At 39.5% G+C, this 24,385-nt stretch carries 22 protein-coding genes; 20 read left to right on the forward strand and 2 right to left on the reverse strand.

Annotation, left to right across the window (positions count from 1 at the left end):
- The first annotated feature begins 214 nt into the window (after nucleotides 1-214).
- From ACLIJJ_RS06145 to clpB, 13 genes are all read left to right on the forward strand, one after another.
- The gene (locus ACLIJJ_RS06145; RefSeq protein WP_237940927.1) at nucleotides 215-1,000 is read left to right on the forward strand and encodes an alpha/beta fold hydrolase; all 786 of its coding nucleotides are present in this window, start codon (nucleotides 215-217) and stop codon (nucleotides 998-1,000) included.
- A gap of 146 nt (nucleotides 1,001-1,146) precedes the next feature.
- Nucleotides 1,147-1,455 carry a metal-sulfur cluster assembly factor gene (locus ACLIJJ_RS06150; protein WP_233316692.1) on the forward strand — a complete coding sequence of 103 codons (309 nt, stop codon included), beginning with the start codon at nucleotides 1,147-1,149 and terminating at the stop codon, nucleotides 1,453-1,455.
- Between the two features lie 91 nt (nucleotides 1,456-1,546).
- Nucleotides 1,547-2,548 (forward strand): GTP 3',8-cyclase MoaA, encoded by a 1,002-nt coding sequence (gene moaA, locus ACLIJJ_RS06155; RefSeq protein ID WP_411410667.1) that lies wholly within the window; start codon nucleotides 1,547-1,549, stop codon nucleotides 2,546-2,548.
- Nucleotides 2,549-2,564: 16 nt separating this feature from the next.
- Nucleotides 2,565-3,815 (forward strand): molybdopterin molybdotransferase MoeA, encoded by a 1,251-nt coding sequence (locus tag ACLIJJ_RS06160; protein WP_411410808.1) that lies wholly within the window; start codon nucleotides 2,565-2,567, stop codon nucleotides 3,813-3,815.
- 238 nt (nucleotides 3,816-4,053) lie between these two features.
- On the forward strand, nucleotides 4,054-5,088 hold the full coding sequence (gene argC, locus ACLIJJ_RS06165; RefSeq protein WP_233316806.1) for an N-acetyl-gamma-glutamyl-phosphate reductase: 1,035 nt from the start codon (nucleotides 4,054-4,056) through the stop codon (nucleotides 5,086-5,088).
- 12 nt (nucleotides 5,089-5,100) lie between these two features.
- Complete coding sequence (gene argJ / locus ACLIJJ_RS06170) at nucleotides 5,101-6,342, forward strand: bifunctional ornithine acetyltransferase/N-acetylglutamate synthase (RefSeq protein ID WP_237940931.1); 1,242 nt, start codon at nucleotides 5,101-5,103, stop codon at nucleotides 6,340-6,342.
- 13 nt (nucleotides 6,343-6,355) lie between these two features.
- Nucleotides 6,356-7,126: an acetylglutamate kinase gene (gene argB / locus ACLIJJ_RS06175; protein ID WP_233316696.1), complete on the forward strand. Its 771-nt coding sequence runs from the start codon at nucleotides 6,356-6,358 to the stop codon at nucleotides 7,124-7,126.
- Nucleotides 7,127-8,284, forward strand: a complete 1,158-nt coding sequence (gene argD / locus ACLIJJ_RS06180) for an acetylornithine transaminase (protein WP_233316697.1) — start codon at nucleotides 7,127-7,129, stop codon at nucleotides 8,282-8,284.
- A gap of 79 nt (nucleotides 8,285-8,363) precedes the next feature.
- The gene (locus ACLIJJ_RS06185; RefSeq protein ID WP_233316698.1) at nucleotides 8,364-9,443 is read left to right on the forward strand and encodes a carbamoyl phosphate synthase small subunit; all 1,080 of its coding nucleotides are present in this window, start codon (nucleotides 8,364-8,366) and stop codon (nucleotides 9,441-9,443) included.
- Nucleotides 9,436-12,546, forward strand: a complete 3,111-nt coding sequence (carB, locus tag ACLIJJ_RS06190; RefSeq protein WP_233316699.1) for a carbamoyl-phosphate synthase (glutamine-hydrolyzing) large subunit — start codon at nucleotides 9,436-9,438, stop codon at nucleotides 12,544-12,546. The genes ACLIJJ_RS06185 and carB overlap by 8 nt, the downstream gene beginning before the upstream one ends.
- The gene (gene argF, locus ACLIJJ_RS06195) at nucleotides 12,543-13,490 is read left to right on the forward strand and encodes an ornithine carbamoyltransferase (RefSeq protein WP_233316700.1); all 948 of its coding nucleotides are present in this window, start codon (nucleotides 12,543-12,545) and stop codon (nucleotides 13,488-13,490) included. The genes carB and argF overlap by 4 nt, the downstream gene beginning before the upstream one ends.
- 177 nt (nucleotides 13,491-13,667) lie before the next feature.
- Nucleotides 13,668-13,847, forward strand: coding sequence for a YjzC family protein (locus ACLIJJ_RS06200; protein ID WP_127735956.1), 180 nt, complete (start codon nucleotides 13,668-13,670; stop codon nucleotides 13,845-13,847).
- Between the two features lie 118 nt (nucleotides 13,848-13,965).
- On the forward strand, nucleotides 13,966-16,563 hold the full coding sequence (clpB, locus tag ACLIJJ_RS06205) for an ATP-dependent chaperone ClpB (protein ID WP_233316701.1): 2,598 nt from the start codon (nucleotides 13,966-13,968) through the stop codon (nucleotides 16,561-16,563).
- A 50-nt stretch (nucleotides 16,564-16,613) separates the two neighbouring features.
- Here clpB and ACLIJJ_RS06210 read toward each other — a convergent pair whose 3' ends face one another.
- The gene (locus ACLIJJ_RS06210) at nucleotides 16,614-16,808 is read right to left on the reverse strand and encodes a YjzD family protein (RefSeq protein ID WP_233316702.1); all 195 of its coding nucleotides are present in this window, start codon (nucleotides 16,806-16,808) and stop codon (nucleotides 16,614-16,616) included.
- A gap of 220 nt (nucleotides 16,809-17,028) precedes the next feature.
- On the opposite strand from ACLIJJ_RS06210, the gene ACLIJJ_RS06215 reads away from it, so the two are divergent.
- From ACLIJJ_RS06215 to ACLIJJ_RS06225, 3 genes are all read left to right on the forward strand, one after another.
- Entirely contained in the window at nucleotides 17,029-17,769 is a 741-nt protein-coding gene (locus ACLIJJ_RS06215) for a lipase family protein (RefSeq protein WP_233316703.1), read from the forward strand.
- A gap of 143 nt (nucleotides 17,770-17,912) precedes the next feature.
- Nucleotides 17,913-18,683 (forward strand): hypothetical protein, encoded by a 771-nt coding sequence (locus ACLIJJ_RS06220; protein WP_233316704.1) that lies wholly within the window; start codon nucleotides 17,913-17,915, stop codon nucleotides 18,681-18,683.
- Nucleotides 18,684-18,727: 44 nt separating this feature from the next.
- Nucleotides 18,728-19,693: a BMP family ABC transporter substrate-binding protein gene (locus ACLIJJ_RS06225; protein ID WP_411410668.1), complete on the forward strand. Its 966-nt coding sequence runs from the start codon at nucleotides 18,728-18,730 to the stop codon at nucleotides 19,691-19,693.
- Nucleotides 19,694-19,768: 75 nt separating this feature from the next.
- Here the strand turns inward: ACLIJJ_RS06225 and ACLIJJ_RS06230 are convergent, their stop codons facing one another.
- Nucleotides 19,769-20,134 (reverse strand): hypothetical protein, encoded by a 366-nt coding sequence (locus tag ACLIJJ_RS06230; RefSeq protein ID WP_233316706.1) that lies wholly within the window; start codon nucleotides 20,132-20,134, stop codon nucleotides 19,769-19,771.
- A gap of 254 nt (nucleotides 20,135-20,388) precedes the next feature.
- On the opposite strand from ACLIJJ_RS06230, the gene ACLIJJ_RS06235 reads away from it, so the two are divergent.
- The 4 genes from ACLIJJ_RS06235 (at nucleotide 20,389) to ACLIJJ_RS06250 (ending at nucleotide 24,311) form a co-directional block, all read left to right on the forward strand.
- Complete coding sequence (locus tag ACLIJJ_RS06235; RefSeq protein WP_341075290.1) at nucleotides 20,389-21,327, forward strand: beta-ketoacyl-ACP synthase III; 939 nt, start codon at nucleotides 20,389-20,391, stop codon at nucleotides 21,325-21,327.
- Between the two features lie 53 nt (nucleotides 21,328-21,380).
- On the forward strand, nucleotides 21,381-22,619 hold the full coding sequence (gene fabF, locus ACLIJJ_RS06240) for a beta-ketoacyl-ACP synthase II (protein ID WP_233316708.1): 1,239 nt from the start codon (nucleotides 21,381-21,383) through the stop codon (nucleotides 22,617-22,619).
- 258 nt (nucleotides 22,620-22,877) lie between these two features.
- Nucleotides 22,878-23,300, forward strand: a complete 423-nt coding sequence (locus ACLIJJ_RS06245; RefSeq protein WP_233316709.1) for a Fur family transcriptional regulator — start codon at nucleotides 22,878-22,880, stop codon at nucleotides 23,298-23,300.
- Nucleotides 23,301-23,561: 261 nt separating this feature from the next.
- Nucleotides 23,562-24,311: a DUF2268 domain-containing putative Zn-dependent protease gene (locus ACLIJJ_RS06250; protein ID WP_233316710.1), complete on the forward strand. Its 750-nt coding sequence runs from the start codon at nucleotides 23,562-23,564 to the stop codon at nucleotides 24,309-24,311.
- Nucleotides 24,312-24,385: the final 74 nt, after the last annotated feature.

Consider the following 24,385-nt stretch of genomic DNA (forward strand, 5'->3'; position numbering starts at 1 on the left):
AGAAAGACTTCGTGATAAACTTAATAATGCTAAGTCTTAGTTTATACATATCGTTGATGATTGGAATATATGCATTTATTGTAATGCTCAAATGTTAAGAATCAATAAAGAACTTGTATAGCTAACCATAAAAGCTTGCTAGCTTGCTTTTAATTATATGTTAACGCAATAAAAAAGGATTTTCAAAAAAATATAAGCAAAGGAAGGCATATAAATGATTATTATCGAAAAAATAAAAATTAATGACGTACCAATCCTGCATATTGTCGCAAAAGAAAGTTATGATCAGCCCCTTCCTTTTATCCAATTTATACATGGCTTTACGAGTGCTAAGGAGCATAATCTCCATTTTGCTTATAACCTAGCAGAAAAAGGATTTCGAATTGTTCTGCCTGATGCCCTTTATCATGGCGAAAGAGAGGCAAATCTGTCAGGAATGCAGCTGAATATGCAGTTTTGGGATATTGTGCTGCAAACAATCGAAGACATTGAGCATGTTAAGCATTATTTTGAAGCAAAAGGACTTATACAAGAAGATAAAATTGGTCTTGTTGGAACAAGCATGGGCGGAATTGTTACATTAGGTGCCTTAAGCCGCTATCCATGGATTAAAACTGCTGTTTGTCTGATGGGGATGCCGTATTATGAGAAGTTCGCAAATTACACGATTCAGGAAGTAAAGAAACGGGGTTATGAGCTTCCACTTTCTGAAGAGGAAATTGATAGGCTTTTGAAAAGGCTTGGAGAACTTGATTTAAGCAAACAGCCTGAAAAGCTGGAAAACAGACCGTTGCTGTTCTGGCATGGAAAGAAGGATGAAACGGTGCCATATATGTATTCCCGCCAGTTTTATGAAACAATTCTTCCATTATATGAAGAAACACCAGAGAAACTATCTTATATTACGGAAGAACATACAGGCCATAAGGTGAGCAGAAAGGCGATGCTGAGAACGATTGAATGGTTTGAGGAGTTCCTGCAAAATCAGGCCTCCTTGTAAAAAACGGTTATTTTAGCTCTAGATTATGCGAATTCTTTTTCTCTATAGTTAATCTCTGTTATGATAAGATAGAAGTATGTAAGAAGGAAATAAGATCCAATAGATGGGGTCTGTTATATAAAGAAGTATAAAGGAGTGGGTGTAAAATGGAAGAAGCATTAAAAGATAATATTATGGGTGCATTAGAGCTTGTAATCGACCCAGAATTAGGTGTGGATATTGTTAATCTTGGTCTAGTATATGACCTTGACTTGAATGAATCAGGGGTGCTCACAGTAACGATGACACTTACAGCAATGGGATGTCCGCTTGCAGGAGTAATTGTTGATCAAGTTAAAGCAGCATTGACAGACATACCTGAAGTAAAGGAAACTGAAGTAAACATTGTCTGGACGCCAGCATGGACGAAAGACAGAATGTCAAGATATGCAAAAATCGCATTAGGCGTGCAATAAGAATGTCGTAAGGGAGAGATGTCTCCCTTATTTTATTATATTTTTTTGGAATATTCGGCGAATATAATAATCCGGAGGTGACTGTCATCAAATGAAGGATTTGCTTAATAGGCCGCTCAGAGATTTGAGAATAAGTGTGATTGACCGTTGTAATTTGCGCTGCAGTTATTGCATGCCTGCAGAAATATTTGGGAAGGATTATGCCTTTCTGTCGCAAGGAGAACTGCTTTCATTCACTGAGCTGGAGCGGTTGGCCAAGACTTTTGTGTCACTTGGTGTGGAGAAAATCCGCCTGACTGGAGGGGAGCCTTTGCTTCGGAAGGATCTCCACTTGTTCATCGAAAAACTCATGCAGATTGACGGACTCAAGGATATTGCTTTAACGACAAATGGAATTTTTTTGCCGCGGCATGCTAAAGCACTTAAAGAGGCGGGCTTACAACGTGTTAATATCAGCCTAGACAGTTTGAATGATGAGCTGTTTGGGAGTATTAATGGCAGAAATGTTGGTACCAATCCTGTTAAAAAGGGGATTGAAGCAGCTAAAGGAGCCGGGCTTGGAGTTAAGATCAATATGGTCGTCAAAAAGGGACTGAATGAGTCAGAAATTATTCCGATGGCGAAGTTTTGCCGAGAAGAGGAGATTGAGCTGCGTTTCATTGAATATATGGATGTTGGCAGCACGAATGGCTGGAAATGGGATGAAGTTGTTTCAAAAAAGGAAATCATAGATATATTAAAAACAGAGTTTGAATTAATAGAAGCAGAGCCTGATTATTATGGGGAAGTGGCAAAAAAGTATTTATATAAAGGAAGCAGTACATATGTCGGATTCATTACTTCTGTGACAGAATCTTTTTGTTCAAGCTGCACAAGATCACGGATATCAGCAGACGGAAAATTATATACTTGCCTGTTTAATGGTAATGGTCATGACTTAAAATCCTTCATAAGAAACGGCGCTGCAGATGAGGAACTGCTGAATTATATTAAAAGTATATGGCAAGCAAGAGCAGACAGATATTCTGATTTGCGAACAGCTGAGGCAAAGGGAAGCAACAGTAAGATAGAAATGTCCTATATTGGCGGTTAGAGAAGAGGGAAATGAGATGGTGGAAAGAAGAACTCCGATAGCGGTGGAGGAAGCAGTAAAGAAAGTAATGGATTGTAAGCTGGCGGGGAAAACGGAATATGTTTCGATCTTTGACAGCAGTGACCGATTTCTGGCAGAAGACATAAAGGCCGACCACGATATTCCAAGGTTTGATAGAAGCGCATATGATGGATATGCATTTCTATCAAAGGCTAGTGCTTGCTGTACAGAGGAAAATCCACTCATCTTGGAAGTAATCGACGAAATTGGTGCAGGGTATGTATGCAAAAAAAACATCGGCAAGAACGAGGCTGTCAGAATCATGACAGGAGCAATGCTGCCTAAGGATTGTGATGCTGTTGTCATGCTGGAGGATGTGGCTGAATCTTCAGTTGACGGCAAACCGTATATAACTGTTACTAAGCAAGTGCAAATGGGGGAAAACATCTCTTTTAAAGGGGAGGATGTACAAGAGGGCGAAGTCCTTGTACAAAAAGGAACGAAAATTAACCCTGGTATTGTTGCTCTGTTGGCAACATTCGGCTATGAGCAAGTACCTGTTGCGAAAAAACCAAAAATCGGCGTTTTCGCAACAGGAAGTGAACTGCTTGAGGTTAATGAACCTTTAGAGGAGGGCAAAATCAGGAACAGCAATGCTTATATGGTAATGGCACAAATTAAGCAGGCTGGAGCTGAAGCTGTATATTTTGGGAAGCTTGCAGATATATTGGAAGATAGCTATGAAGCTATTAAAGAGAGCTTAAATGCTGTCGATATTCTAGTAACAACGGGAGGCGTTTCTGTCGGTGATTTTGATCTGCTGCCCGTTATTTATCAGAAATTAGGAGCAGAAGTGCTTTTTAACAAGATTGCCATGCGCCCAGGCAGTGTGACTACAGTGGCAAGCCTTGATGGCAAGCTTCTGTTTGGCCTTTCTGGAAATCCATCTGCATGTTTCGTCGGCTTTGAGCTTTTTGCCCGGCCAATTGTCAGAACGATGCTGTTTGCAGAAAAACCGCATTTGCCAACTGCGACTGCCAAACTGACAGCGGATTTCCTGACTTCCAATGCGTTCACAAGATTTATTAGAAGCAGAACCTTCCTGGATGAAGATGTATTATATACTGGACCAAGCGGGACAGATAAGTCCAATATTGTCAGCAGCCTTAGCCATGCTAATGCGTTGACTGTCCTGCCAGGAGGACAAACTGGCTACAAGGCCGGAGATCGTGTGCAAGTGATAATGTTAGAAGGAAATGTTAATTGATAAATAACGTTAAAACACCTGTTCTTTTTAAGAATAGGTGTTTTTCTTTTTTTATGTAAAAAGAAAGGGCAAGACAACACCATGGCACATATCATTAGTAAAGAAAATAGAAAATTAATTCTTTTTTGAAAAACGGTTGATTTTATAATGCTAAGTTTTTATAATAAGAGAATCGAATATTAATATTTATAAATAAAAATGATTAAATATACAGAGTTTCCTGTAGAAGGAGGAAATGATGAAAGCTGCAATTATCGGCACAACTGGATATGGCGGAGCTGAATTGATGAGGGTTTTAGCTAATCACCCTGAATTTTCTATTCACTCTGTCCATACAACAAGGGATGAAGTCCCTGTATGGAATGAATATCCCCATTTATATGGCATCGTTGAAAATAAATTAGAAAAAGTAGATTCCTCTCTTATTGCAGAGAATTGTGATGTTGTCTTTTTTGCTACGCCGTCTGGTGTATCAAGCAAACTTATTAGTGATTTTGCAGATAAACCAATCAAGATCGTTGATTTATCTGGTGACATGCGTCTTCGAAATTTAGATGATTATCAGAACTGGTATAAAAAACAGCCAGCTTCTAGTGAAGTGGTCAGCAAGTTTGTCTATGGTTTGTCTGAGTGGAATAAAGAAAAAATCGCAAAGGCAGATTGGTTATCTAATCCGGGTTGTTATCCGACTGCAACATTGCTTGGGTTAGCACCTGTTATTAAAGAAAATCTTGTTAAGCCGGACAGCATCATAATTGATGCGAAATCAGGAATCTCTGGTGCAGGCAGGACACCGTCTAGGGGGACTATGCTTGCAGAAATGAATGAAAATTTAAAGATATATAAAGTGAATGAACATCAGCATATTCCTGAAATAGAGCAGCAGCTGACAGACTGGAATGACTCTATCCGTCCTGTTACTTTTTCGACACATTTGCTTCCTGTAAACAGAGGAATTATGGCGACTATTTATGCTTCTCTAAAGGAAGAAAATACAGCAGAGCAAATACATGAACTGTTTATGGAGGCATATAAAGACAAACCTTTCGTGCGGGTGAGGCCAATAGGTAATTATCCTTCCATTAAAGAGGTTAATGGTTCCAACTATTGCGATATCGGCATTCATCTTGATGAAAGAACTAAAAGACTAACTATTATATCAGTAATTGACAATTTAATGAAAGGCGCTGCAGGGCAAGCAGTACAAAACGCGAACATTATGTTCGGCTTGGATGAATGTACGGGCTTGAATTTTGTGCCGATGTATCCATAAGGAGGAGTATTTATGCAGGTTGTATCAAATGGAGAGCAAACCTCTCAAATAAAAGAACTAGTGAATGGCAGCATTGTCACACCAGCTGGTTTTAAAGCGGCAGGTTTGCACGCTGGGCTGCGTTACAATAAAAAAGATTTGGGAGCGATTGTGAGCGAAGTACCTGCAAGCTGTGCAGCAGTTTACACAATGAGTCATTTCCAAGCAGCGCCGCTAAAGGTGACGCAGGAGTCTATTAAATCAGAAAAGCTCATTCAAGCAGTTGTTGTTAACAGCGCCTGTGCAAATGCCTGTACTGGTGAAAAAGGCTTAATTGATGCTTATAAAATGCGCGAATTGCTGGCAAATCATCTCGGAACAAAACAAGAGTATGTAGCTGTTTCCTCAACGGGTGTTATAGGCGAATACTTGAAGATGGATAAAATCGAAGCAGGAATCAGTCAGCTTATCTTTGGAAATACACAAGAGGATGCAGACAGTTTCCAAGAGGCTATTTTAACAACAGATTTAGTCATGAAAAAATGCTGCTTTACAGCTGAAATTGGTGGCAAGACAGTTACTATCGGCGGAGCTGCCAAAGGATCTGGCATGATTCATCCTAATATGGCGACAATGCTTGGCTTCCTGACAACAGATGCGAATATATCTTCAGATGTGCTGCAGACAGCATTAAGTACAGTGATTCCAACATCCTTTAATCAAATCACTGTTGATGGAGATACATCCACAAACGATACAGTGCTTGTAATGGCAAACGGATGTGCAAAAAATGAAGAGCTTACTTTAGACCACCCTGATTATCCTGTATTTGTTGACTTGTTATCTGCTTCATGTGAAAGTCTTGCAAAGCAAATTGCCAAAGATGGCGAGGGTGCTACGAAATTAATCGAAGTAAATGTGAAGGGCTGTAAGACAGAGGAAGAAGCAAGAGTTATTTCTAAACAGATTGTCGGTTCCAACCTCGTGAAAACAGCGATGTATGGATCTGATGCAAACTGGGGCAGAATCATTACAGCTATCGGCCAAACGAAAACGGATGTAAACCCAGCTTCTGTAGATATTGCAATCGGACCGATTACTATGCTGAAGAACAGTGAGCCGCAAAGCTTTTCGGAAGAAGAAGCAATTGACTATTTGAGCAAGGACTATATTCAAGTTCATGTTGATTTGCATAATGGCGACAAACAAGGAACAGCATGGGGATGCGACCTGTCCTATGATTATGTCAAAATCAATGCAAGCTATCGAACATAGGAGTGTGCACGTGATGAAGACAATACTTATTAAATGTGGAGGAAGCGTCATTGATCAGCTTTCCGAAGGATTCTTCACCAGCATAAAAAAACTGCAACAAGATGGCTTTCACATTATATTTGTCCACGGCGGCGGCCCTGACATCAATGAAATGCTTGATTTATTATCTGTAAAAGCCGAATTTCATAATGGGCTGCGAAAAACAACAAAAGAGGCCCTTGCAGTTGTGGAGATGGTCCTTTCTGGAAAAACCAACAGGAAACTGGTCGATTTATTAAGGAAGAATAATCTTTATGCAGTCGGCTTAAACGGAACGGATGACAACTGTCTTACAGCAAGTATTATCGATGAAGAAAATCTTGGGTTTGTTGGCAATGTGGAGGAAGTAAACAATAAGCTAATCTTAAGACTGTTAGAAGAAGGCTATATTCCAGTTGTGACTCCCCTTGGAATTACAGCAGAAGGCATTAAGCTGAACATTAATGCAGATTATGCTGCTTCAGCTGTTGCTAAAAGCTTAAAGGTTGAGCAATGTCTTTTTGTAACAGACGTAGACGGCATTATCATTGATGGAGATATTGCCAGTTTAATAGGAAAAGAAGAAGTGCTGCAGTATATTGAACAAGGGCAGATTACAGGAGGTATGGTCCCGAAAGTTACTTCGGCGTTAGCTGCTATTGACAGTGGCTTAAACAGTGCCATGATCGTATCAGGAAAAAAAGAATTTTATGCAGATGAGAGATGGAACGGAACAAAAATTGTAGCGAAAGCGGAGGTTATGTAAATGAGTCATTTATTTCCTACTTATTCTAAATGGGAAATTGAGCCAGCATCAGCTAAAGGAAGCTATATGTACAGTACAGAAGGTAAGAAATATTTGGATCTTACTGCAGGTATCGGTGTTTGCAATCTCGGCCATTGCCATGAAGAGGTAAAGGCAGCAGTTGAAGCACAACTGGAAAAATTCTGGCATGTTTCTAATCTTTTCCCGGTAGAAATACAGGAAAAAGCAGCCGAAGCATTGGCGAAAGCAAGTTCAATGGATGCAGTATTCTTTGCCAACAGTGGTGCAGAAGCAAATGAAGCAGCAATCAAGCTTGCAAGAAAAGCTACCGGCAAAACAAAAATTATCACATTTGAGCAGTCCTTCCACGGCAGAACCTTTGCAGCAATGTCGGCAACAGGGCAAGAGAAAATTAAGCATGGCTTTGGTCCAATGCTTGAAACGTTCGTATATGTGCCATTTAACGATATAGATGCATTAAAAGCTGTGCTGACAGATGAAGTTGCGGCAGTCATGCTTGAGATTGTTCAAGGTGAAGGCGGCATTCATGTAGCTAGTCAAGAATTTCTGCAAGAAGCAGAAGCGCTAGCAAAAAGCAAAGGTGCATTGTTAATCATAGATGAGATTCAAACAGGAATCGGCAGAACAGGAAAACCATTTGCATTTCAGCATTTTTCCTTAAATCCCGATATCATCACATCGGCTAAAGGGTTAGCAAATGGCCTTCCAGTCGGAGCAATTGCAGCGAAACAAGAATTAGTAGAATTTTTTGGACCTGGAAGTCATGGCACTACATTTGGAGGCAATCCTCTGGCAATGGCAGCAGCGACAAAAACAATGGAGATTATTTTTGAAGAAAGCTTTCTGCAAGAAGTAGAGCAAAAAAGCGAATTTCTTATTAGCCTGTTAACAGAAAATCTGAAGGAAAATACAGCGGTAAAGGATATCCGCGGATTAGGTTTGATGATAGGAATTGAACTTGAAGTACCTGTAGCCAATGTGCTTAGTGACTTAAGAGAATCGGGCTTGATTGTTCTGAATGCAGGAGAAAAGGTAATACGACTTTTACCAAGCTTGAATATAACTACAGAACAGTTAAAGGAAGCAGTAGAAATATTAGCAAGCAAACTAAAAATTTACAGCAATATTGCAATTTAAGATGTATTTTTTTGCAGTGTGATGTATAATTATAAGAAATTTAAAATAAATATACAAGACTTATAGAGGTGTGCTAAAGATGGAAGGATACTTGCATTTAAGCAATGGAGCGAAATATAAAGGAAAATTCGTTACAAACGCAATGGAAGAAATTTGTGGAGAAATCGTCTTCTTTACAGGAATGACAGGATATCAGGAGGTTTTAACAGATCCTTCTTATAAAGATCAAATCATCGTCTTTACGTATCCGCTTATAGGAAACTATGGCATTAACAAAGAAGATTTTGAGAGTAAAAAGCCGCATGTTAAAGGTGTAATCGTTTATGAAGCAAACAAGCAGGCTTATCATTATCAGTCACAACATTCACTTGCTGAATATTTGGAAAAATGGGATATTCCTTTGCTGAGCCATGTTGATACAAGATCAATCGTGAAGAACATCCGTACGGAAGGCTCCATGCCTGCCATTCTTTCAGGAAACGGGGAAGTTGATAAAGCAGGCTTCTCATTAATAAAGGATTCGAAGGTACCGAAAGTGTCAGAAAAGGCACAGCAAACATACAGCGAAGGCGACTACCATATCGTGCTGGTCGATTTCGGCAAAAAGGAAAGCATGCTCGATGCCCTTGTGGAGAGAGGCTGTAAGGTAACCGTCGTACCTTATGACACAGCATTTGAAGCAGTTAAGAAACTGCAGCCAGATGGAATTTTGTTGTCAAACGGACCTGGAGATCCCAAAGAGCTAACGAGTGTATTGCCGACTATAAAACAGTTAATTCAAGCTTATCCTACATTAGGAATTTGCCTTGGTCACCAGCTGGCAGCATTAGCTCTTGGCGGTGACACAACAAAGCTGTCATTCGGACACAGAGGGGCAAATCATCCTGTTTATGATAAGCGAAATAACAAAGTGATTATGTCCTCACAAAACCACAGCTATGTGGTGGAAGAAGGCAGTCTAGCAAACACTGGCTGTGAGGCAAGATTCTTTAACTTGCATGATAATTCTGTCGAAGGTATGACACATAATGTGTATCCTTTGCAGACAGTGCAGTTCCATCCGGAAGCAAATCCTGGACCTTCAGAGGGCCATTATATATTTGATGAATTTATAGAAAATGTTAAAGCAAACAATGGGAGAGTTTTTGCATATGCCTAAAGACAACAGTATTAAAAAAATATTAGTAATTGGTTCAGGCCCTATTGTTATTGGGCAAGCGGCAGAGTTTGATTATGCTGGCACACAAGCATGCATGGCATTAAAGGAGGAGGGCTACCAGGTCATCCTTGTCAATAATAATCCAGCGACCATCATGACAGATCAAACCTTTGCAGATTCGATTTATTTCGAACCGCTTACTCCAGATGTATTGGAAATGATTATTGCAAAGGAACAGCCTGATGGCTTGCTTGCAACATTAGGCGGGCAAACAGGTTTAAATCTTGCCTTCCAATTAAGTGAACAAGGAATCCTTGAAAAATACGATGTTAAGCTGTTAGGAAGCTCGATTGAATCCATTAAAAAGGGAGAGGATCGTGAAGCATTCCGCCAGCTCATGTATGAATTGAATGAACCAGTTCCAGAAAGCAAAATCGTTCATTTAGTAGAAGAAGCAATTGAGTTTGCGGAAGAAATTGGATTCCCCATTATCGTACGCCCTGCTTACACTTTAGGAGGAACAGGCGGCGGAATTGCTGACGATATGGAGGAGTTTAAAAGACTTGTCAGCGGCGGTCTTAAAGAAAGTGCCATCGGCCAATGTCTAGTGGAAAGAAGCATTGCTGGCTTTAAGGAAGTCGAATATGAGGTAATGCGTGACAGCATGAATACATGTATCACGATTTGTAATATGGAAAATATTGACCCAGTCGGTATCCATACAGGTGACAGTATCGTTGTTGCTCCTTCACAGACATTGACGGATGTAGAATACCAAATGCTTCGCTCTGCTTCTATTAAAATTATTTCTGCCTTAGGAATTATCGGCGGCTGCAATATTCAGTTTGCTCTTGATCCGAACAGCAAGAAGTATTATTTGATTGAAGTCAATCCACGGGTCAGCAGATCGTCAGCACTTGCTTCAAAGGCGACAGGGTACCCGATTGCCAGAATGGCAGCGAAATTGGCGGTTGGTTATACACTTAATGAAATCGTGAACCCAGTTACAGGAGATACGTTTGCGAGCTTTGAACCAGCTCTTGATTATGCAGTTGTTAAATTTCCAAAATGGCCATTTGACAAGTTCCCAAGTGTTACTAGAAAGCTGGGAACACAGATGAAGGCAACTGGAGAAGTTATGGGAATTGACCGCAATATTGAAAGAGCGCTGTTAAAAGCAATTCGATCTTTGGAAATTAAAGGGAATGATTTGACTGTTCCCGGAATAGCTGCTGCAAGTACAGATGAATTGTATGCAAAGGCTAAAGATCAAACAGATGAAAGATTTTTTGTGTTGTTAGAATTGCTCCGCAGAGGAGAAACGATGGAAGCAATCCATCACTTAACGAAAATCGATTTGTTCTTCCTACAGATTTTCCATGGGCTTGTAAAGATGGAGAAGGCTATTCTTTCCACTTCTCTTGAAGAAGCAGGAGAAGAAGCATTGCAGTTATGGAAAGAAAAAGGATTCAGCGATGCATTCCTTGCAGCAGCATGGCAGTGTACAGAACAGGATGTGCGCAACAAACGCAAAGCTCTCGGTATATTGCCTGTGTATAAAATGGTTGATACATGTGCAGCAGAATTTGAAGCAAAAACGAACTACTACTATTCCACTTATTATGGAGAGAACGAGCAGACAGAAAGCAGCAAGCGTAAAGTGCTTGTTATCGGCAGCGGTCCGATTCGCATCGGTCAAGGGATTGAATTTGATTACTGCTCTGTTCATGGTGTATTTGCTTTAAAGCAGGAAAATATCGAAACCATCATCATCAATAATAATCCAGAAACGGTGAGCACAGACTTTGCGACAGCAGACAGATTGTATTTTGAACCACTGACAATCGAAGATATTATGAATGTCGTAGATTCAGAGGGAATTAAAGAAGCAATCGTTCAGCTTGGCGGACAGACTGCCATAAATGTGGCAAAAGGATTAGAAGAATACGGTGTGAAAATTCTCGGCACAGACAGCAAAACAATTGATGTTTTAGAAGACAGAGATCTGTTTTATCAAATGCTTGATGAAGAAAGCATTCCTCATATCGAAGGAGATATTGCCTTTGACGAAGCAGGCTTGCTAACTGCTGTGAATAAATTGACTTACCCTGTCCTCATTAGACCTTCCTATGTTATCGGTGGAAAAGGGATGGAAAGAATCAATAATGACGATGATTTGAATGCTTATCTGCAAACAGACATTCCTTATCCAGTCCTTGTTGATCAATTCCTAGAGGCGTATGAAGCAGAATTGGATTTGGCAGCAGATGGAGAAAACATATGTGTTCCAGCAATCATGGAGCATATCGAAAAGACAGGTGTCCATTCTGGTGACAGTCTTTCGATGCTACCGGCCCAAACTCTGACAGAGTCTGTACAAGACAAAATGTTGACATATGCGAAAAAGATTGTCGGCAATACAAAATACAAAGGTCTTATGAACATTCAATATATTATTGATGGCGAGAAGGTATATGTATTAGAAGTAAATCCACGTGCAAGCAGAACCGTTCCAATTGTCAGCAAGGTGACAGGTGTCCCATTAGTTCAAATTGCGACAAAAATATTGCTCGGGAAATATAATTTGTCAGAAGAAGAGAAAACCTTCAAGAATGATCTCGACTTTGTCTGCATTAAATACCCAGTTTATTCAAATTATGCTCTCAAAGGACTTGATTCCAAAGTCGGTCCGGAAATGAGATCTACCGGGGAAGGAATTGCTCTTGCAGATTCAATAGCAGAAGGCTTGAAAAAGGTATTCCATCCGACATTGAAAAAAGTCGAGAATAAACAAATTATCATAAAATCTGACAACTTCGACATTGCTATAAAGCAAAAGGCAGAGGCAGTTGGATTAACAGTAAAAACAGCAGAGGAAGCTGGACCACTGTTGGCTGAAGACCAAACAGTCGCGTTTTATAACCCAGAAAATGGAGCAGATGACAAGCTTCTCCGTGAAACAGCAACAAGAAATCGTCTAATTACATTTACACAACAGGAAAGCTTAGAGGCATTCATTGAGTCCTTTAAAGCAGACTCTATTTCTGTCCAATCTATTAATGAATGGCATAATAAATCGAAAAAGGGTGTGAGCACCGTATGATATTAACGTCACTAACAGACTTGAAGGGCAAAGACTTACTCACATTGGCTGAATACTCTTCAGAGACAATTGTCGAGCTTGTTAATAAAGCGAAGGAATTGAAAGAAGCACATTTAAATGGAGAAATAATCACACCATTAAAAGGAAAAACGCTGGGAATGATTTTTGAAAAGTCCTCAACAAGAACAAGAGTTTCCTTTGAAACTGGAATGTTTCAGCTCGGGGGGCAGGCCCTTTTCTTAAGCTCCCGCGACTTGCAAATTGGAAGAGGAGAACCTATTTCTGATACGGCAAAGGTTTTATCTCAATATGTGGATGCGATTATGATTAGAACATTTGCACATGAAACGGTCGAAGAATTGGCAGAACATGCTACAATCCCTGTCATTAATGGATTAACAGATCTTCATCATCCATGCCAAGCGCTGGCTGATTTGCTGACTATTCTTGAGGTGAAGGGGACTCTGCAAGGGCTGAAGCTAGCTTATATTGGCGATGGAAATAATGTCGCACATTCGCTCATGATTGCTTGCGCAAAAGTTGGAATAGATATCGCTGTAGCAACACCAGCAAATTATAAGCCGAACGAGGAAATTGTTGCTTTAGCAAAAAGCTTTGCAATGATAAGCGGCAGCGCCGTTTCCATTGTCCAAGATCCAGTGGAAGCAGTGAAAGATGCAGATGCTATCTATGCAGACGTTTGGACCAGCATGGGTCAAGAAGAAGAAAACGAACAAAGACTAAAGGATTTCCAAGGTTTCCAAGTTAATAAAGAGCTCGTCGCACATGCTAAAGCTGATTACATGTTCCTTCACTGCCTGCCTGCACACAGGGAAGAGGAAGTAACAGCTGAAATCATTGACGGACCGAACTCGTACGTATTTCAAGAAGCAGGGAACAGAATGCATGCCCAAAAAGCATTGCTTGTTGAATTATTGAGTTAAGTTTCTAAAGCCTATTTCGATAGGCTTTTTTCTTTATGCTTATTATCTCCACTAAACTAATAATAAATTAGCGTTAATGAAGTTAATAATTTCCGTTATTAGCTTGGAAAAACGGGAAATAATAATAATGCAGTTCATGGAAGACACTGTGGATCTTTAAAGCTTAGGAGGGTTTATATGGGACAAAATAGACAGTTTCGACCAGGGCAGAAAGCCCCGAATAACGGTGTATATATAGAAATCGGTGAAACAGGAAGTAATGTCAATAATCCCCAAAAACTGAAATTGAAAGCTGGAGATCGTTTCCCAGAAACATCGAACCATAACCGCCTTTGGTCATACCAAAGAAGGCCGTAACTAAGCCGGGTTTAATGAATAAAAAATGGCCATCCGATCATTCGGATGGCTTTACATATGGAGAAGAAATACTATAATAAAAGTAAAGGTCAAATATGGTCAAAAGAGGTGCTTTTTTATGAATCCTGAGATGATGACGGAAAGAGTGCAACAAGCTTTTAGTGATGCCCAAGCATTCGCCCTTAAACAGAACCATCAAGAAATAGATGATATTCATCTATTTCTGGCAATTTTAGAGCGTCCCGATAATTTGCTGGATTCTGTATTGCAAAAACTGGATAAAGACACAGAGTTGGTACGGCAGGAGCTTTTGAAGGAAATTGATAAGAAGCCTAAGGTTACACTTAGCGGTAATCAGTCTAGTTCCATTTATATAACCAATACACTACAGCAAGTCCTGCATGAAGCAGAAAAAGAGCAGGAAAAATGGAGTGATGATTATCTTTCAGTCGAGCATATACTGCTCGCTGTCTTTGCTGTCGGAAACTCTGCAGTGCGCAGTCTATTTGATAAAATCGGCATAAACAGCCAACAGGTCAGAATAAAAATTAAAGATATAAGGGGGAGCCAAAGAGTGACTAGTAAAAACCCAGAAGCATCTTATGAGGCCCTTTCCAAATACGGCAGGGATCTTGTAGCAGATGTGAAAGAAGGAAAAGTGGACCCTGTCATTGGCAGAGATAATGAAATTAGGCATGTTATTAGAATTTTATCGAGAAAAACAAAGAATAATCCAGTATTAATCGGAGAGCCTGGCGTCGGCAAAACGGCGATTGTCGAGGGTCTTGCTCAGCGAATTGTCAGAAAGGACGTACCTGAAGGACTGAAAGATAAGACTATTTTCTCGTTAGATATGGGTGCCCTTATCGCTGGAGCAAAATTCAGGGGAGAGTTCGAGGAGCGGCTTAAAGCGGTCCTGCAAGAAGTGAAAAATAGTGAAGGCAGAATCATCCTGTTTATTGATGAGCTTCATACAATTGTCGGCGCAGGAAAAACAGATGGAGCAATGGATGCGGGAAACATGCTTAAGCCGATGCTTGCAAGAGGTGAGCTTCATTGCATCGGGGCGACAACCTTAGATGAACATCGACAATATATCGAAAAAGATCCAGCATTAGAGCGAAGATTTCAGCAGGTTTTAGTTGCTGAGCCGACGGTAGAGGATACAGTATCTATTATTAGAGGTCTGAAGGAAAGATTTGAAATACACCATGGTGTTTCTATTCAAGATAGAGCAATTATCGCTGCAGCAACCTTATCAGACCGCTATATAACAGACAGATTCCTTCCGGATAAAGCAATTGATTTAATAGATGAAGCTTGTGCGATGATTAGGACAGAGATAGATTCTATGCCAATTGAAATCGATGAGCTGACAAGAAAAATCATGCAGCTAGAGATTGAAGAAGCTGCCTTAAAAGGGGAAGAAGACCCGCTAAGTAAGGAAAGGCTGCTTGTGATAAACAAGGAAGTCTCCAATTTGCGTGAAAAGGCAAATGCACTTCAGGCTAAATGGCAGCTTGAAAAAGAAGGTCTGTTAAATGTTCAGGCGAAAAAAGAAGAATTAGAAAGAAAACGCAGAGAATTGGAAGAAGCAGAAAATAATTATGACTTAAATAAAGCAGCCGAACTCAGACACGGCAGCATCCCTGCATTAGAGAAAGAATTAGAGCAGCTTGAAAATAAGACCAGCACAAAAAAAGGAGAAAGGCTGCTTAGGGAAGAAGTAACAGAGCAGGAGATATCTGCAATTGTAGCGAGATGGACAGGAATTCCTGTTACTAAGCTTATGGAGAAGGAGAGAGAGAAGCTTCTTCGTCTTGAAAGCATCCTGCATGAAAGAGTGGTAGGGCAAGCCGAGGCTGTTAAGCTTGTCAGTGATGCTGTATTAAGAGCACGAGCAGGCATCAAAGATCCAAATAGGCCGATTGGTTCGTTTTTGTTCCTAGGACCGACAGGTGTCGGCAAAACCGAGCTAGCGAAAGCGTTGGCCTCCAGTTTGTTTGACAGTGAAGAACAAATCATTCGGATTGATATGTCGGAATATATGGAAAAACATGCTGTTTCCCGTTTAATTGGAGCACCTCCAGGGTACGTTGGATACGAAGAAGGCGGACAGCTAACCGAGGCAATCAGAAGAAAGCCTTATAGTGTCGTATTGCTGGATGAAGTGGAAAAAGCCCACCCAGAGGTTTTCAACATCCTGCTCCAAGTGCTTGATGATGGAAGAATCACCGATTCACAAGGAAGGGTAGTTGATTTTAAGAATACGGTCATTATCATGACCTCTAATATTGGCTCCCATCTTCTGCTCGAGGGCAAAGATTCCGATTCCATTCCTGAGCACATCAGAGATGGTGTCATGAATCAATTAAAAGGACATTTTCGCCCTGAATTCTTGAATCGGATTGATGAAATTATTTTATTTAAGCCATTGGCATTAAAGGAAATAAAAGAAATTGTCTTAAAGCTTATCAGTCAATTGCAAAGCAGACTTTCTGACCAGCATATCAGCATAAGCATGACAGACCGTGCCGGTGAATATATTGCAGTAAATGGCTTCGACCCTGTATTTGGAGCAAGGCCGCTCAGACGTTTCCTGCAAAGAACGGTTGAAACAGCATTGGCAAGAGAAATAATCGCAGAGAAGGTCAAGGAAAACGATCACGTTGAAATTGACGCTGCAGAGGATGGCATCTTCCTTACAAGAAAATAAAATAAAAAAGGGTGAAAGCAGCTGCTTTCACCCGATAATTAAGCTAGAGATTAATGCGAACCTTCCTCATGACTCGGTTCATCATTTGGCAATACAGCAGCCAAAAGGAAAATGACAACAGAAAAGACAACTGTTAACACTACTCCCATAGAGAAGCTGTAAGTTATTCCGTTCATAGAACTAATAACATATGTAAGCATTTGCGCTAATAGGAATGTCCAAAAAATCGTTACGATATACCGCATACAATCACCTCACACTTATTTTTAAGGTCTGTTCTAATAGTATCATACAGGGCCAAAATAATAAATCATATATAATCTCCTTTTTTTCTTAAATAACATAAAAAAATCATTTATCGCTTCTGTCATACTTAAAACATGAAATACTTGGGCAAACTCCCTTACATTTTGCTGAAATGGTCATACATTAGTAAAAGGAAAACCTAAAAAGGAGTTTTGAGAGATGGAGAACCGGAACTTCCAACTGGATACCGAATGGAATATGATACATTATCCAACACAGCAGCCTAACGGTTTCGGTATCTTAATTATTGGTGACGACAGACATTTTGTAGATGCAAAGAATAGCTTTTGGGTACAGAATGAAGGGAAGAAATCAATTATTGATTCATTGCGAAATAAAGGATACACCATTTTTTATTCTAATCTCTATGGAAAGAACTGGGGAAGCGAAAGATCTTTAATGCTTGCTAAAAGACTGTATGAGCATATGATTCGCTCAGAAATCCTCAACCCGAAAATACATTTAATTGCAGAAGGAATGGGAGCATTGGTTGCGATAAAGCTGATGATGGAAATGAAGGAAAATATCCGTTCAGTCGTCTTGTTCAACCCTATTCTGTCTTTAAGTGAACATCTTGAGAAAGAAAAGGAGCATAAATTTTTCTTTAAAAAGCTTTGTAATGAAATAGCAGCTGCCTATGATAAAAATGCTAAAGTTATCCCTGACTTTATAAAAGAAATAAAAGAAAATCATCTAGAAGAGACAGACACCCCTGCGAAAATCATCCATATACTTCATAACGGCAAATCCTATTACCAATCCCAGCTGCTGAAGGAAAGAATTAGAAAATGGGATCAAGAAGAGCTGCCCATCTTCGTATCTTATGTTTTGCCAGAAAAAAGGAGTGCAATCCCCGGGCAAATTATCCGCTTTTTTGGACAGTATGAAAAAACCCTCTAGCTGTCCCTTTTTTTACGTTAGAGAGGCTGAAGCGATTAGTTTCAGCTTCTTTTATTCTAAGATAGCAGCTCTTTGATGATAATCATGATTGCTCTTATCTCTGCATAAGATACACTAACCTGACTTCAAGGAGGCTTCTTTAGATGGAGAATGCAGTAATTGTCGGTACATACCAATTTATCGGCTTTCACCTTTGCCGCTCTTTATTGGAAGATGGAGAAACTGTTTATGGAGTATCTTATCCAAATCTGAAACTGGAAGATTCCGAAGATAAGCAGCTAGAAATAGGAAGGAATGCCAATTACGAAGAAATAGGCTGGGAAGAGAAATTTAAGGGAAACAGCGGCAAGATTATTTATGATTGTTATGACATACTAAACAGCGATAAAATAATCAGCCAAATAAAAAATGATTTGCATATAGAAAGCAATATTCAGGATTTGACAGATAGAAAGCATGAATTAATCTTTCTAGGTAATGTGCTGGATTTCACCCGGCATGAAGAAGAACTCTTTCCAATGCTGAAAAGTATTGGTATTCCTTTCAGGTTTATCTATTATCCGACCGTGTATGGACCATGGCAGCCAAAGGAGTTTTTATTTGTTCAATTATTAGAAGACTGTAATGATATAGAATTAAGCGAGCTGGAGTATAAGGAAGATGCTATTTTTATAGATGATGCAGCAGCTGCAACGAAAAAGCTGATGATGGAAACAAGCACAGCCTGTCTTTTCTTGACGAGCGGCATCAAAAATCATTGGATGCACGGTAAAAAAGCAATAAAAGAGTTTCCGGTAAAAATTCCGCGCTATCAGATTCCTTCCTGCTTACAGTCGTATACAGTTGATAATAAAAACAATATTGCAGATAACTTGGAAATGCAAAGAAGACATATTAAGATGTATAAGTGGTAGTGTAGTAGTTTATATGAAAAATTGCGTGAAAGAAAGGCGTTCAAATGAAAAAAATGAAGCTAATGCTGTCCCTTTTCATCCTGCTGAGCACCTTTTTTCTTGCCTCCTGCGGACAAGCCGAAAAAAAGGGGCAATTGAAAAGTGTAGGATTGCTCGTGACTGGAACGGTTACAGACCAAGTCTGGGGCACGAAAGGATATAAGGGGCTGTTAAATATACAATCACATTATAATGTGGATGTTTATTATAAGGAGTATATTGATTCCCTTGCCCTTGCAGAAAGAGCGATCGAGGAATTCGATCAAAAAGGGGTAAATCTCATCTTTGGGCATGGCAGTGAATTTGCGGATTATTTTAATATTTTGTCTGAAAAATATCCTGACATCCATTTTATCAGCTTTAATGGCAGCGCTAAAAATGATAATACAACTAGCGCCTCGTTTGAAGGCTATGCGATGGGCTTTTTCGGAGGAATGGTCGCAGGCCATATGACAAAGACCAATACAATCTCTGTTATTGGAGCCTTTGACTGGCAGCCTGAGATACAAGGATTTATAGACGGAGCTAAGTATGAGAATAAAAATGTGGAGGTTCTGACTGATTTTGTACAGGGGTGGGATAATCGTGAACAGGCACTGAAGCTGCTCGATTCGGCGATTGCCAAAGCTGCTGATATTATTTATCCTGCAGGTGACGGATTTAATATCGATATCATCGAACAAGTAAAGGCGAAGGGCCTTTATGCAATTGGTTATGTTTCTGAACAATCTGATCTTGGCAGAATGACTGTTTTAACAAGCACCGTGCAAAATGTATCAAAAATGTTTGATATACTTGCTGGCAAATTTAACGAAGGCAAGCTCGTATCAGGCGATATATCTTACGGAATGAAGGAAAATGTCATCACATTAGGAAAGTTCAGCCCTAATATTGATGCGGCATTTATCCAAAAAATCAATAAGGAAATGAAGCAATATAAAGAGACAGGCAAATTTCCTAATAACCAATGATAAAAAGCTTGCATTTTGCTCTTTGTGGAGGAGGAGATGCAAGCTTTTTCTCTCCAGCAGGAGCTGCACTAAAGGTTAGTCCATCCATTTTTTTAACATTGGCTTAACTTTGTTAATCAGCGGCTTTAGCTCATTAGCAGAACTCATAAATAGCTCAATATTACTAAAAACTAAGTTCATATCTATTTCGTCCAAAAAGTTCATCACTTTGTTATTATCTTCTGGTTGCTGCGAATCCTCCTCGCGCTGTCTGCCATGCTGACCTAAAATCCAGGAATCTCCTTTCGTTCTTTCCCTTCTTTCCCTTCTTTCATATAAAGCATCATCATGCTGTTTTTTACGATAAACCTTTCTGCCAAGCATGAAGTCATAATAGTAATCTTCCTCTGCTTTCACGCTGTCATCCTGTTCATCGACGGCATTTTGAATATCCTCATCCAACGCAGTTCCCCCCTTTATTCCAGGCAATATTAGCTCTTTATGTTTATCTTATGAATAAATTTAAGAAGTTGTTTAGACAGGCGCTTATAAAGTGAAAAAAAGTTGCATACTATATGAGAAATTTGATAAAATTAGTACCAAGTCATAATAATTGATAATAATATATAGAATACGATTGCGTCGAAAAATGCCTTTCATTTTTCAATTTACAAGCAAATAAAGTATAATCGGACATATTAAAGGAGCTGACAGCTTTGAGTACAGGAATTATTGGCCTTGGCCGTGCATTGCCTGAAAGAATCTTGACAAATTTTGATTTGGAAAAAATGGTGGACACGAATGATGAATGGATTCGTACACGTACAGGCATTGAGGAGAGAAGAATTGCAGATGATAATACAAATACATCTGACATAGCATATGAAGCTGCAAAAAAGGCAATTGAGAATGCTAACATCAGCCCTGAGGATATTGACATGATTGTTGTGGCAACAGTCACACCAGATCAGCCGTTTCCGACAGTTGCCTGCATGCTTCAAGAACGCCTTGGCTGTATTAAAGCTGCAGCAATGGATTTAAGTGCAGCATGCGCAGGTTTTATGTATGGAATGGTTACAGCTAAACAGTTCATCGATAATGGAGCTTATAAATACGTTCTTGTTGTTGGTGTGGAAAAGCTGTCAAAAATCACGAATTGGGATGACCGCAATACAGCTGTGCTCTTTGGCGATGGCGGCGGAGCTGTCGTATTGGGTGAGGTTTCAGAAGGACGAGGAATTCTTTCCTTTGAGCTAGGTGCAGACGGCTCTGGCGGTAAGCATCTTTTCCAAGATGAAGAAGACTTTATCCAAATGAACGGCAGAGAAGTATTTAAATTTGCTGTTCGTCAAATGGGTGAAAGCAGTGAAAATGTATTGGTAAAAGCAGGCCTTTCTAAAGAGGATGTTGACTTGCTGATTCCGCATCAAGCGAATATTCGCATTATGGAAGCATCCAGACAGCGTTTGAATCTTCCTGAAGAGAAGATGTCAAAAACAGTTCATAAGTATGGAAATACAAGTGCAGCTTCGATTCCAATCTCACTTGTGGAAGAGTATGAGGCGGGCAAGCTTAAGGACGATGACGTCATCGTTATGGTAGGCTTCGGCGGCGGCTTGACATGGGGCGCAATCGCTCTGCGCTGGGGCAGATAATTAAAAAATTTTAACACTTAGAGTGTATGAATAAATCAAAGGAGATTACAATCATGAGTAATAGAAGAGTAGTCGTTACAGGTATTGGTGCAGTAACGCCGGTTGGTAATGATGCTGAAAAAACATGGGAAAATATCGTGAATGGAGTTTCTGGCATTGGGCCGCTTACGAGAATAAATGCAGATGAATATCCTGCAAAAGTAGCAGCACAAATCAATGACTTTAACGCAGAAGATTTCATGGATAAGAAGGATGCAAGAAAGATGGATCGCTTTACTCAATATGCTCTTGCTGCTTCTTTAATGGCTGTGAAGGATGCAGACTTGCAAATTACCGAAGAAAACTCAGCACGCATTGGTGTTTGGATCGGTTCAGGAATCGGCGGTATGGAAACATTCGAAAATCAATACGAAATTTTCCAAAAGAGAGGCTATAAACGTGTTAGTCCGTTCTTCGTGCCAATGCTTATTCCAGACATGGCAACAGGACAGGTTTCTATCACGCTTGGTGCAAGAGGGGTTAACTCATGTACAGTAACTGCTTGTGCAACAGGAACAAACTCAATCGGCGATGCCTTCAAAGTTATTCAGCGCGGTGATGCTGATGCAATGATTACAGGCGGAGCAGAAGCGCCAATTACAAAAATGTCAGTTGCAGGTTTCTGTGCGAACACAGCACTTTCCACAAACCCAGACCCAAAAACAGCGAGCAGACCGTTTGATGCAAACCGTGACGGATTTGTTATCGGTGAGGGTGCAGGTATTCTAGTGCTGGAAGAATTAGAGTATGCACTTGCAAGAGGAGCAAAAATCTACGCAGAAATCGTTGGTTACGGCTCAACTGGTGATGCATATCATATCACTTCTCCAGCTCCTGGCGGAGAAGGCGGTGCACGTGCGATGAAAATGGCAATCAATGATGCAGGCTTACAGCCAGAAGAAGTATCATACTTGAATGCACATGGAACAAGCACAGCATATAACGATAAGTTTGAGACAATGGCTATTAAAGAAGTCTTCGGAGACTATGCTTATAAATTGCCAGTCAGCTCAACTAAATCAATGACAGGACACTTGTTAGGGGCTGCAGGCGGAGTTGAAGCGATCTTCAGCATTCTTTCCATTAAAGACAGCGTAATTCCTCCAACAATCAACTATGAAACACCAGATGCTGATTGTGATTTAGACTATGTAGTAAACAAGCATAGAAAACAAGAAGTTAACGTGGCAATGAGCAACTCATTAGGCTTTGGTGGACATAACGCAACAATTATCTTTAAGAAATATCAATAATAATAAAACAGGCTAGCCTTTAATAGGTTAGCCTGTTTTTAATTTATGTTAATAATAATTATTATAAATTAAAATTGACTATAATTAAAAAATGTATATAATTAAATATAGAGTATAAAAAGTTTTTGCGGATAATAACAATTATGAAAATCTTTATTTCTAGAACTAAGTAAGCGCTTGCTTAAGAAGTTAGCTCTTTTCTCATTATGACAGACTGATTATCAATTTAACATCGCTTGTTTAGCAAAGGAGGATAATATGTTAAGTATCGAAAAAGCAATACAGGCATTAAAGGAGAAAAATATTCGCTTAACACCTCAAAGACATGAACTAATAAATATTCTTTCCAAAGGAAATAAACATTGGACAGTAGAGGAGTTATATCAGCTGTTAAATGAGTCCATGCCATCTGTAAGTATTACAACAGTTTATAATAATATAAAGTTATTTTGTGAGATAGGTTTAGTGAAAGAAATTCAGTTTGGAGAATCATTAAGCAAGTATGAATGGAAACAAGAAGACCACTATCATATCGTCTGCAGTAAATGTGGAGAAATGGTAGATGTATGGTACCCAGCTTTAAAGGAGGTAGAAGTATTTGCCCAATCCATATCGAAATTCAACATTAGCTCCCATAACCTCCAGTTCTACGGGACATGCAGCAGCTGTGAACAGAAATAAACAATCTGGGCAGCAGGTTTGTCCTGTATGTAAACAGCCAATCCAAAGATTAAAGCATTCCATCCTTTGCGGCTGCGGATTCAAAATGATCGTAGATAAACGAAAAAAAAGCATTTGAATTAAAACTCTGCACAAAAGATGTGCAGAGTTTTTGTTTTCATTAACTGGTCTTATGAATGAACACCATATGATTTGTCAGAACATAAACTATAACGTTATATTCTCAGTCTGTAGAGGGAAAGGGGGAAAGGATTTGGGGTAGTGAACACAAGAGAGTGGCTCGATGAAAAATTTTATAAACCAGTTGCGATTTGCAGTGAGCTTAAAGGCGCCTTCGAAGGAGAGCCGTCAAGACAGGTATATCAGCATCTTGCCAATTTTGGGATGTATAAGCCTTCAAGAAAAACAAAAGAAATATATGATTCACTTGTTAAAGAAGATGTATGGGCGAAGTGTGAACGAATTTACTTAAAATACAAAAGCTTATGGAAAGGTCCTGATATTCCTATTTATATTTTTCCTTTTAATCAAACTTCCAGAAGAAGTGACAAGAAATCAGGGCTGTCATTTCCTGATATGCTATTCCTCTTTATTGGAGATATAGAAGATGAAAAAGAGCTGGAAGCCTTAATAATTCATGAATATCATCATGTTTGCCGAATACACTATCAAAAAAAGGATGTCGATGAATACACCCTTCTGGACTCAATAATTATGGAAGGGCTGGCAGAGCATGCTGTTAAAAACCACTGTGGAGAGAAGTATAATGCAGATTGGTGCCGTAAATATAAAGAGGATGAATTAGAGGGCTTCTGGGAAAAGCATCTGCAAGAGAATTTGGATATTAATAAAAGTGAATATTTGCATGATGCTTTGCTGTTTGGTCTAGGAAGCTTTCCGGATATGCTGGGCTACTGCTACGGATTTTATATGATTACTAAATTTAAAAAACAAAAAAGTTTTTCTGAAAAAGCATATTTTGTTTTGAAAAGCGAAGAATTTTTAAAGTAAATACAGCATAAAAATAGAGAGAAACCTTTATACTATAGGGTTTCTCTTTTTCTACACAATTTAGACTTATGCTA

Source organism: Niallia laureatilytica (genome assembly GCF_046613985.1).
Taxonomy (GTDB): Bacteria; Bacillota; Bacilli; order Bacillales; family Cytobacillaceae; genus Niallia.

What these genes read in the sequence shown, in the direction of transcription:
- ACLIJJ_RS06245 (WP_233316709.1), top strand. Translation starts at nt 22,878, where the DNA reads ATGTTAAGTATCGAAAAAGCAATACAGGCATTAAAGGAGAAAAATATT.
- ACLIJJ_RS06200 (WP_127735956.1), top strand. Translation starts at nt 13,668, where the DNA reads ATGGGACAAAATAGACAGTTTCGACCAGGGCAGAAAGCCCCGAATAAC.
- ACLIJJ_RS06210 (WP_233316702.1), bottom strand. Translation starts at nt 16,808, where the DNA reads ATGCGGTATATCGTAACGATTTTTTGGACATTCCTATTAGCGCAAATG.
- argF (WP_233316700.1), top strand. Translation starts at nt 12,543, where the DNA reads ATGATATTAACGTCACTAACAGACTTGAAGGGCAAAGACTTACTCACA.
- ACLIJJ_RS06145 (WP_237940927.1), top strand. Translation starts at nt 215, where the DNA reads ATGATTATTATCGAAAAAATAAAAATTAATGACGTACCAATCCTGCAT.
- moaA (WP_411410667.1), top strand. Translation starts at nt 1,547, where the DNA reads ATGAAGGATTTGCTTAATAGGCCGCTCAGAGATTTGAGAATAAGTGTG.
- argJ (WP_237940931.1), top strand. Translation starts at nt 5,101, where the DNA reads ATGCAGGTTGTATCAAATGGAGAGCAAACCTCTCAAATAAAAGAACTA.
- ACLIJJ_RS06215 (WP_233316703.1), top strand. Translation starts at nt 17,029, where the DNA reads ATGGAGAACCGGAACTTCCAACTGGATACCGAATGGAATATGATACAT.
- argD (WP_233316697.1), top strand. Translation starts at nt 7,127, where the DNA reads ATGAGTCATTTATTTCCTACTTATTCTAAATGGGAAATTGAGCCAGCA.
- argB (WP_233316696.1), top strand. Translation starts at nt 6,356, where the DNA reads ATGAAGACAATACTTATTAAATGTGGAGGAAGCGTCATTGATCAGCTT.
- clpB (WP_233316701.1), top strand. Translation starts at nt 13,966, where the DNA reads ATGAATCCTGAGATGATGACGGAAAGAGTGCAACAAGCTTTTAGTGAT.
- ACLIJJ_RS06150 (WP_233316692.1), top strand. Translation starts at nt 1,147, where the DNA reads ATGGAAGAAGCATTAAAAGATAATATTATGGGTGCATTAGAGCTTGTA.
- carB (WP_233316699.1), top strand. Translation starts at nt 9,436, where the DNA reads ATGCCTAAAGACAACAGTATTAAAAAAATATTAGTAATTGGTTCAGGC.
- ACLIJJ_RS06185 (WP_233316698.1), top strand. Translation starts at nt 8,364, where the DNA reads ATGGAAGGATACTTGCATTTAAGCAATGGAGCGAAATATAAAGGAAAA.
- argC (WP_233316806.1), top strand. Translation starts at nt 4,054, where the DNA reads ATGAAAGCTGCAATTATCGGCACAACTGGATATGGCGGAGCTGAATTG.
- fabF (WP_233316708.1), top strand. Translation starts at nt 21,381, where the DNA reads ATGAGTAATAGAAGAGTAGTCGTTACAGGTATTGGTGCAGTAACGCCG.
- ACLIJJ_RS06220 (WP_233316704.1), top strand. Translation starts at nt 17,913, where the DNA reads ATGGAGAATGCAGTAATTGTCGGTACATACCAATTTATCGGCTTTCAC.
- ACLIJJ_RS06225 (WP_411410668.1), top strand. Translation starts at nt 18,728, where the DNA reads ATGAAAAAAATGAAGCTAATGCTGTCCCTTTTCATCCTGCTGAGCACC.
- ACLIJJ_RS06160 (WP_411410808.1), top strand. Translation starts at nt 2,565, where the DNA reads ATGGTGGAAAGAAGAACTCCGATAGCGGTGGAGGAAGCAGTAAAGAAA.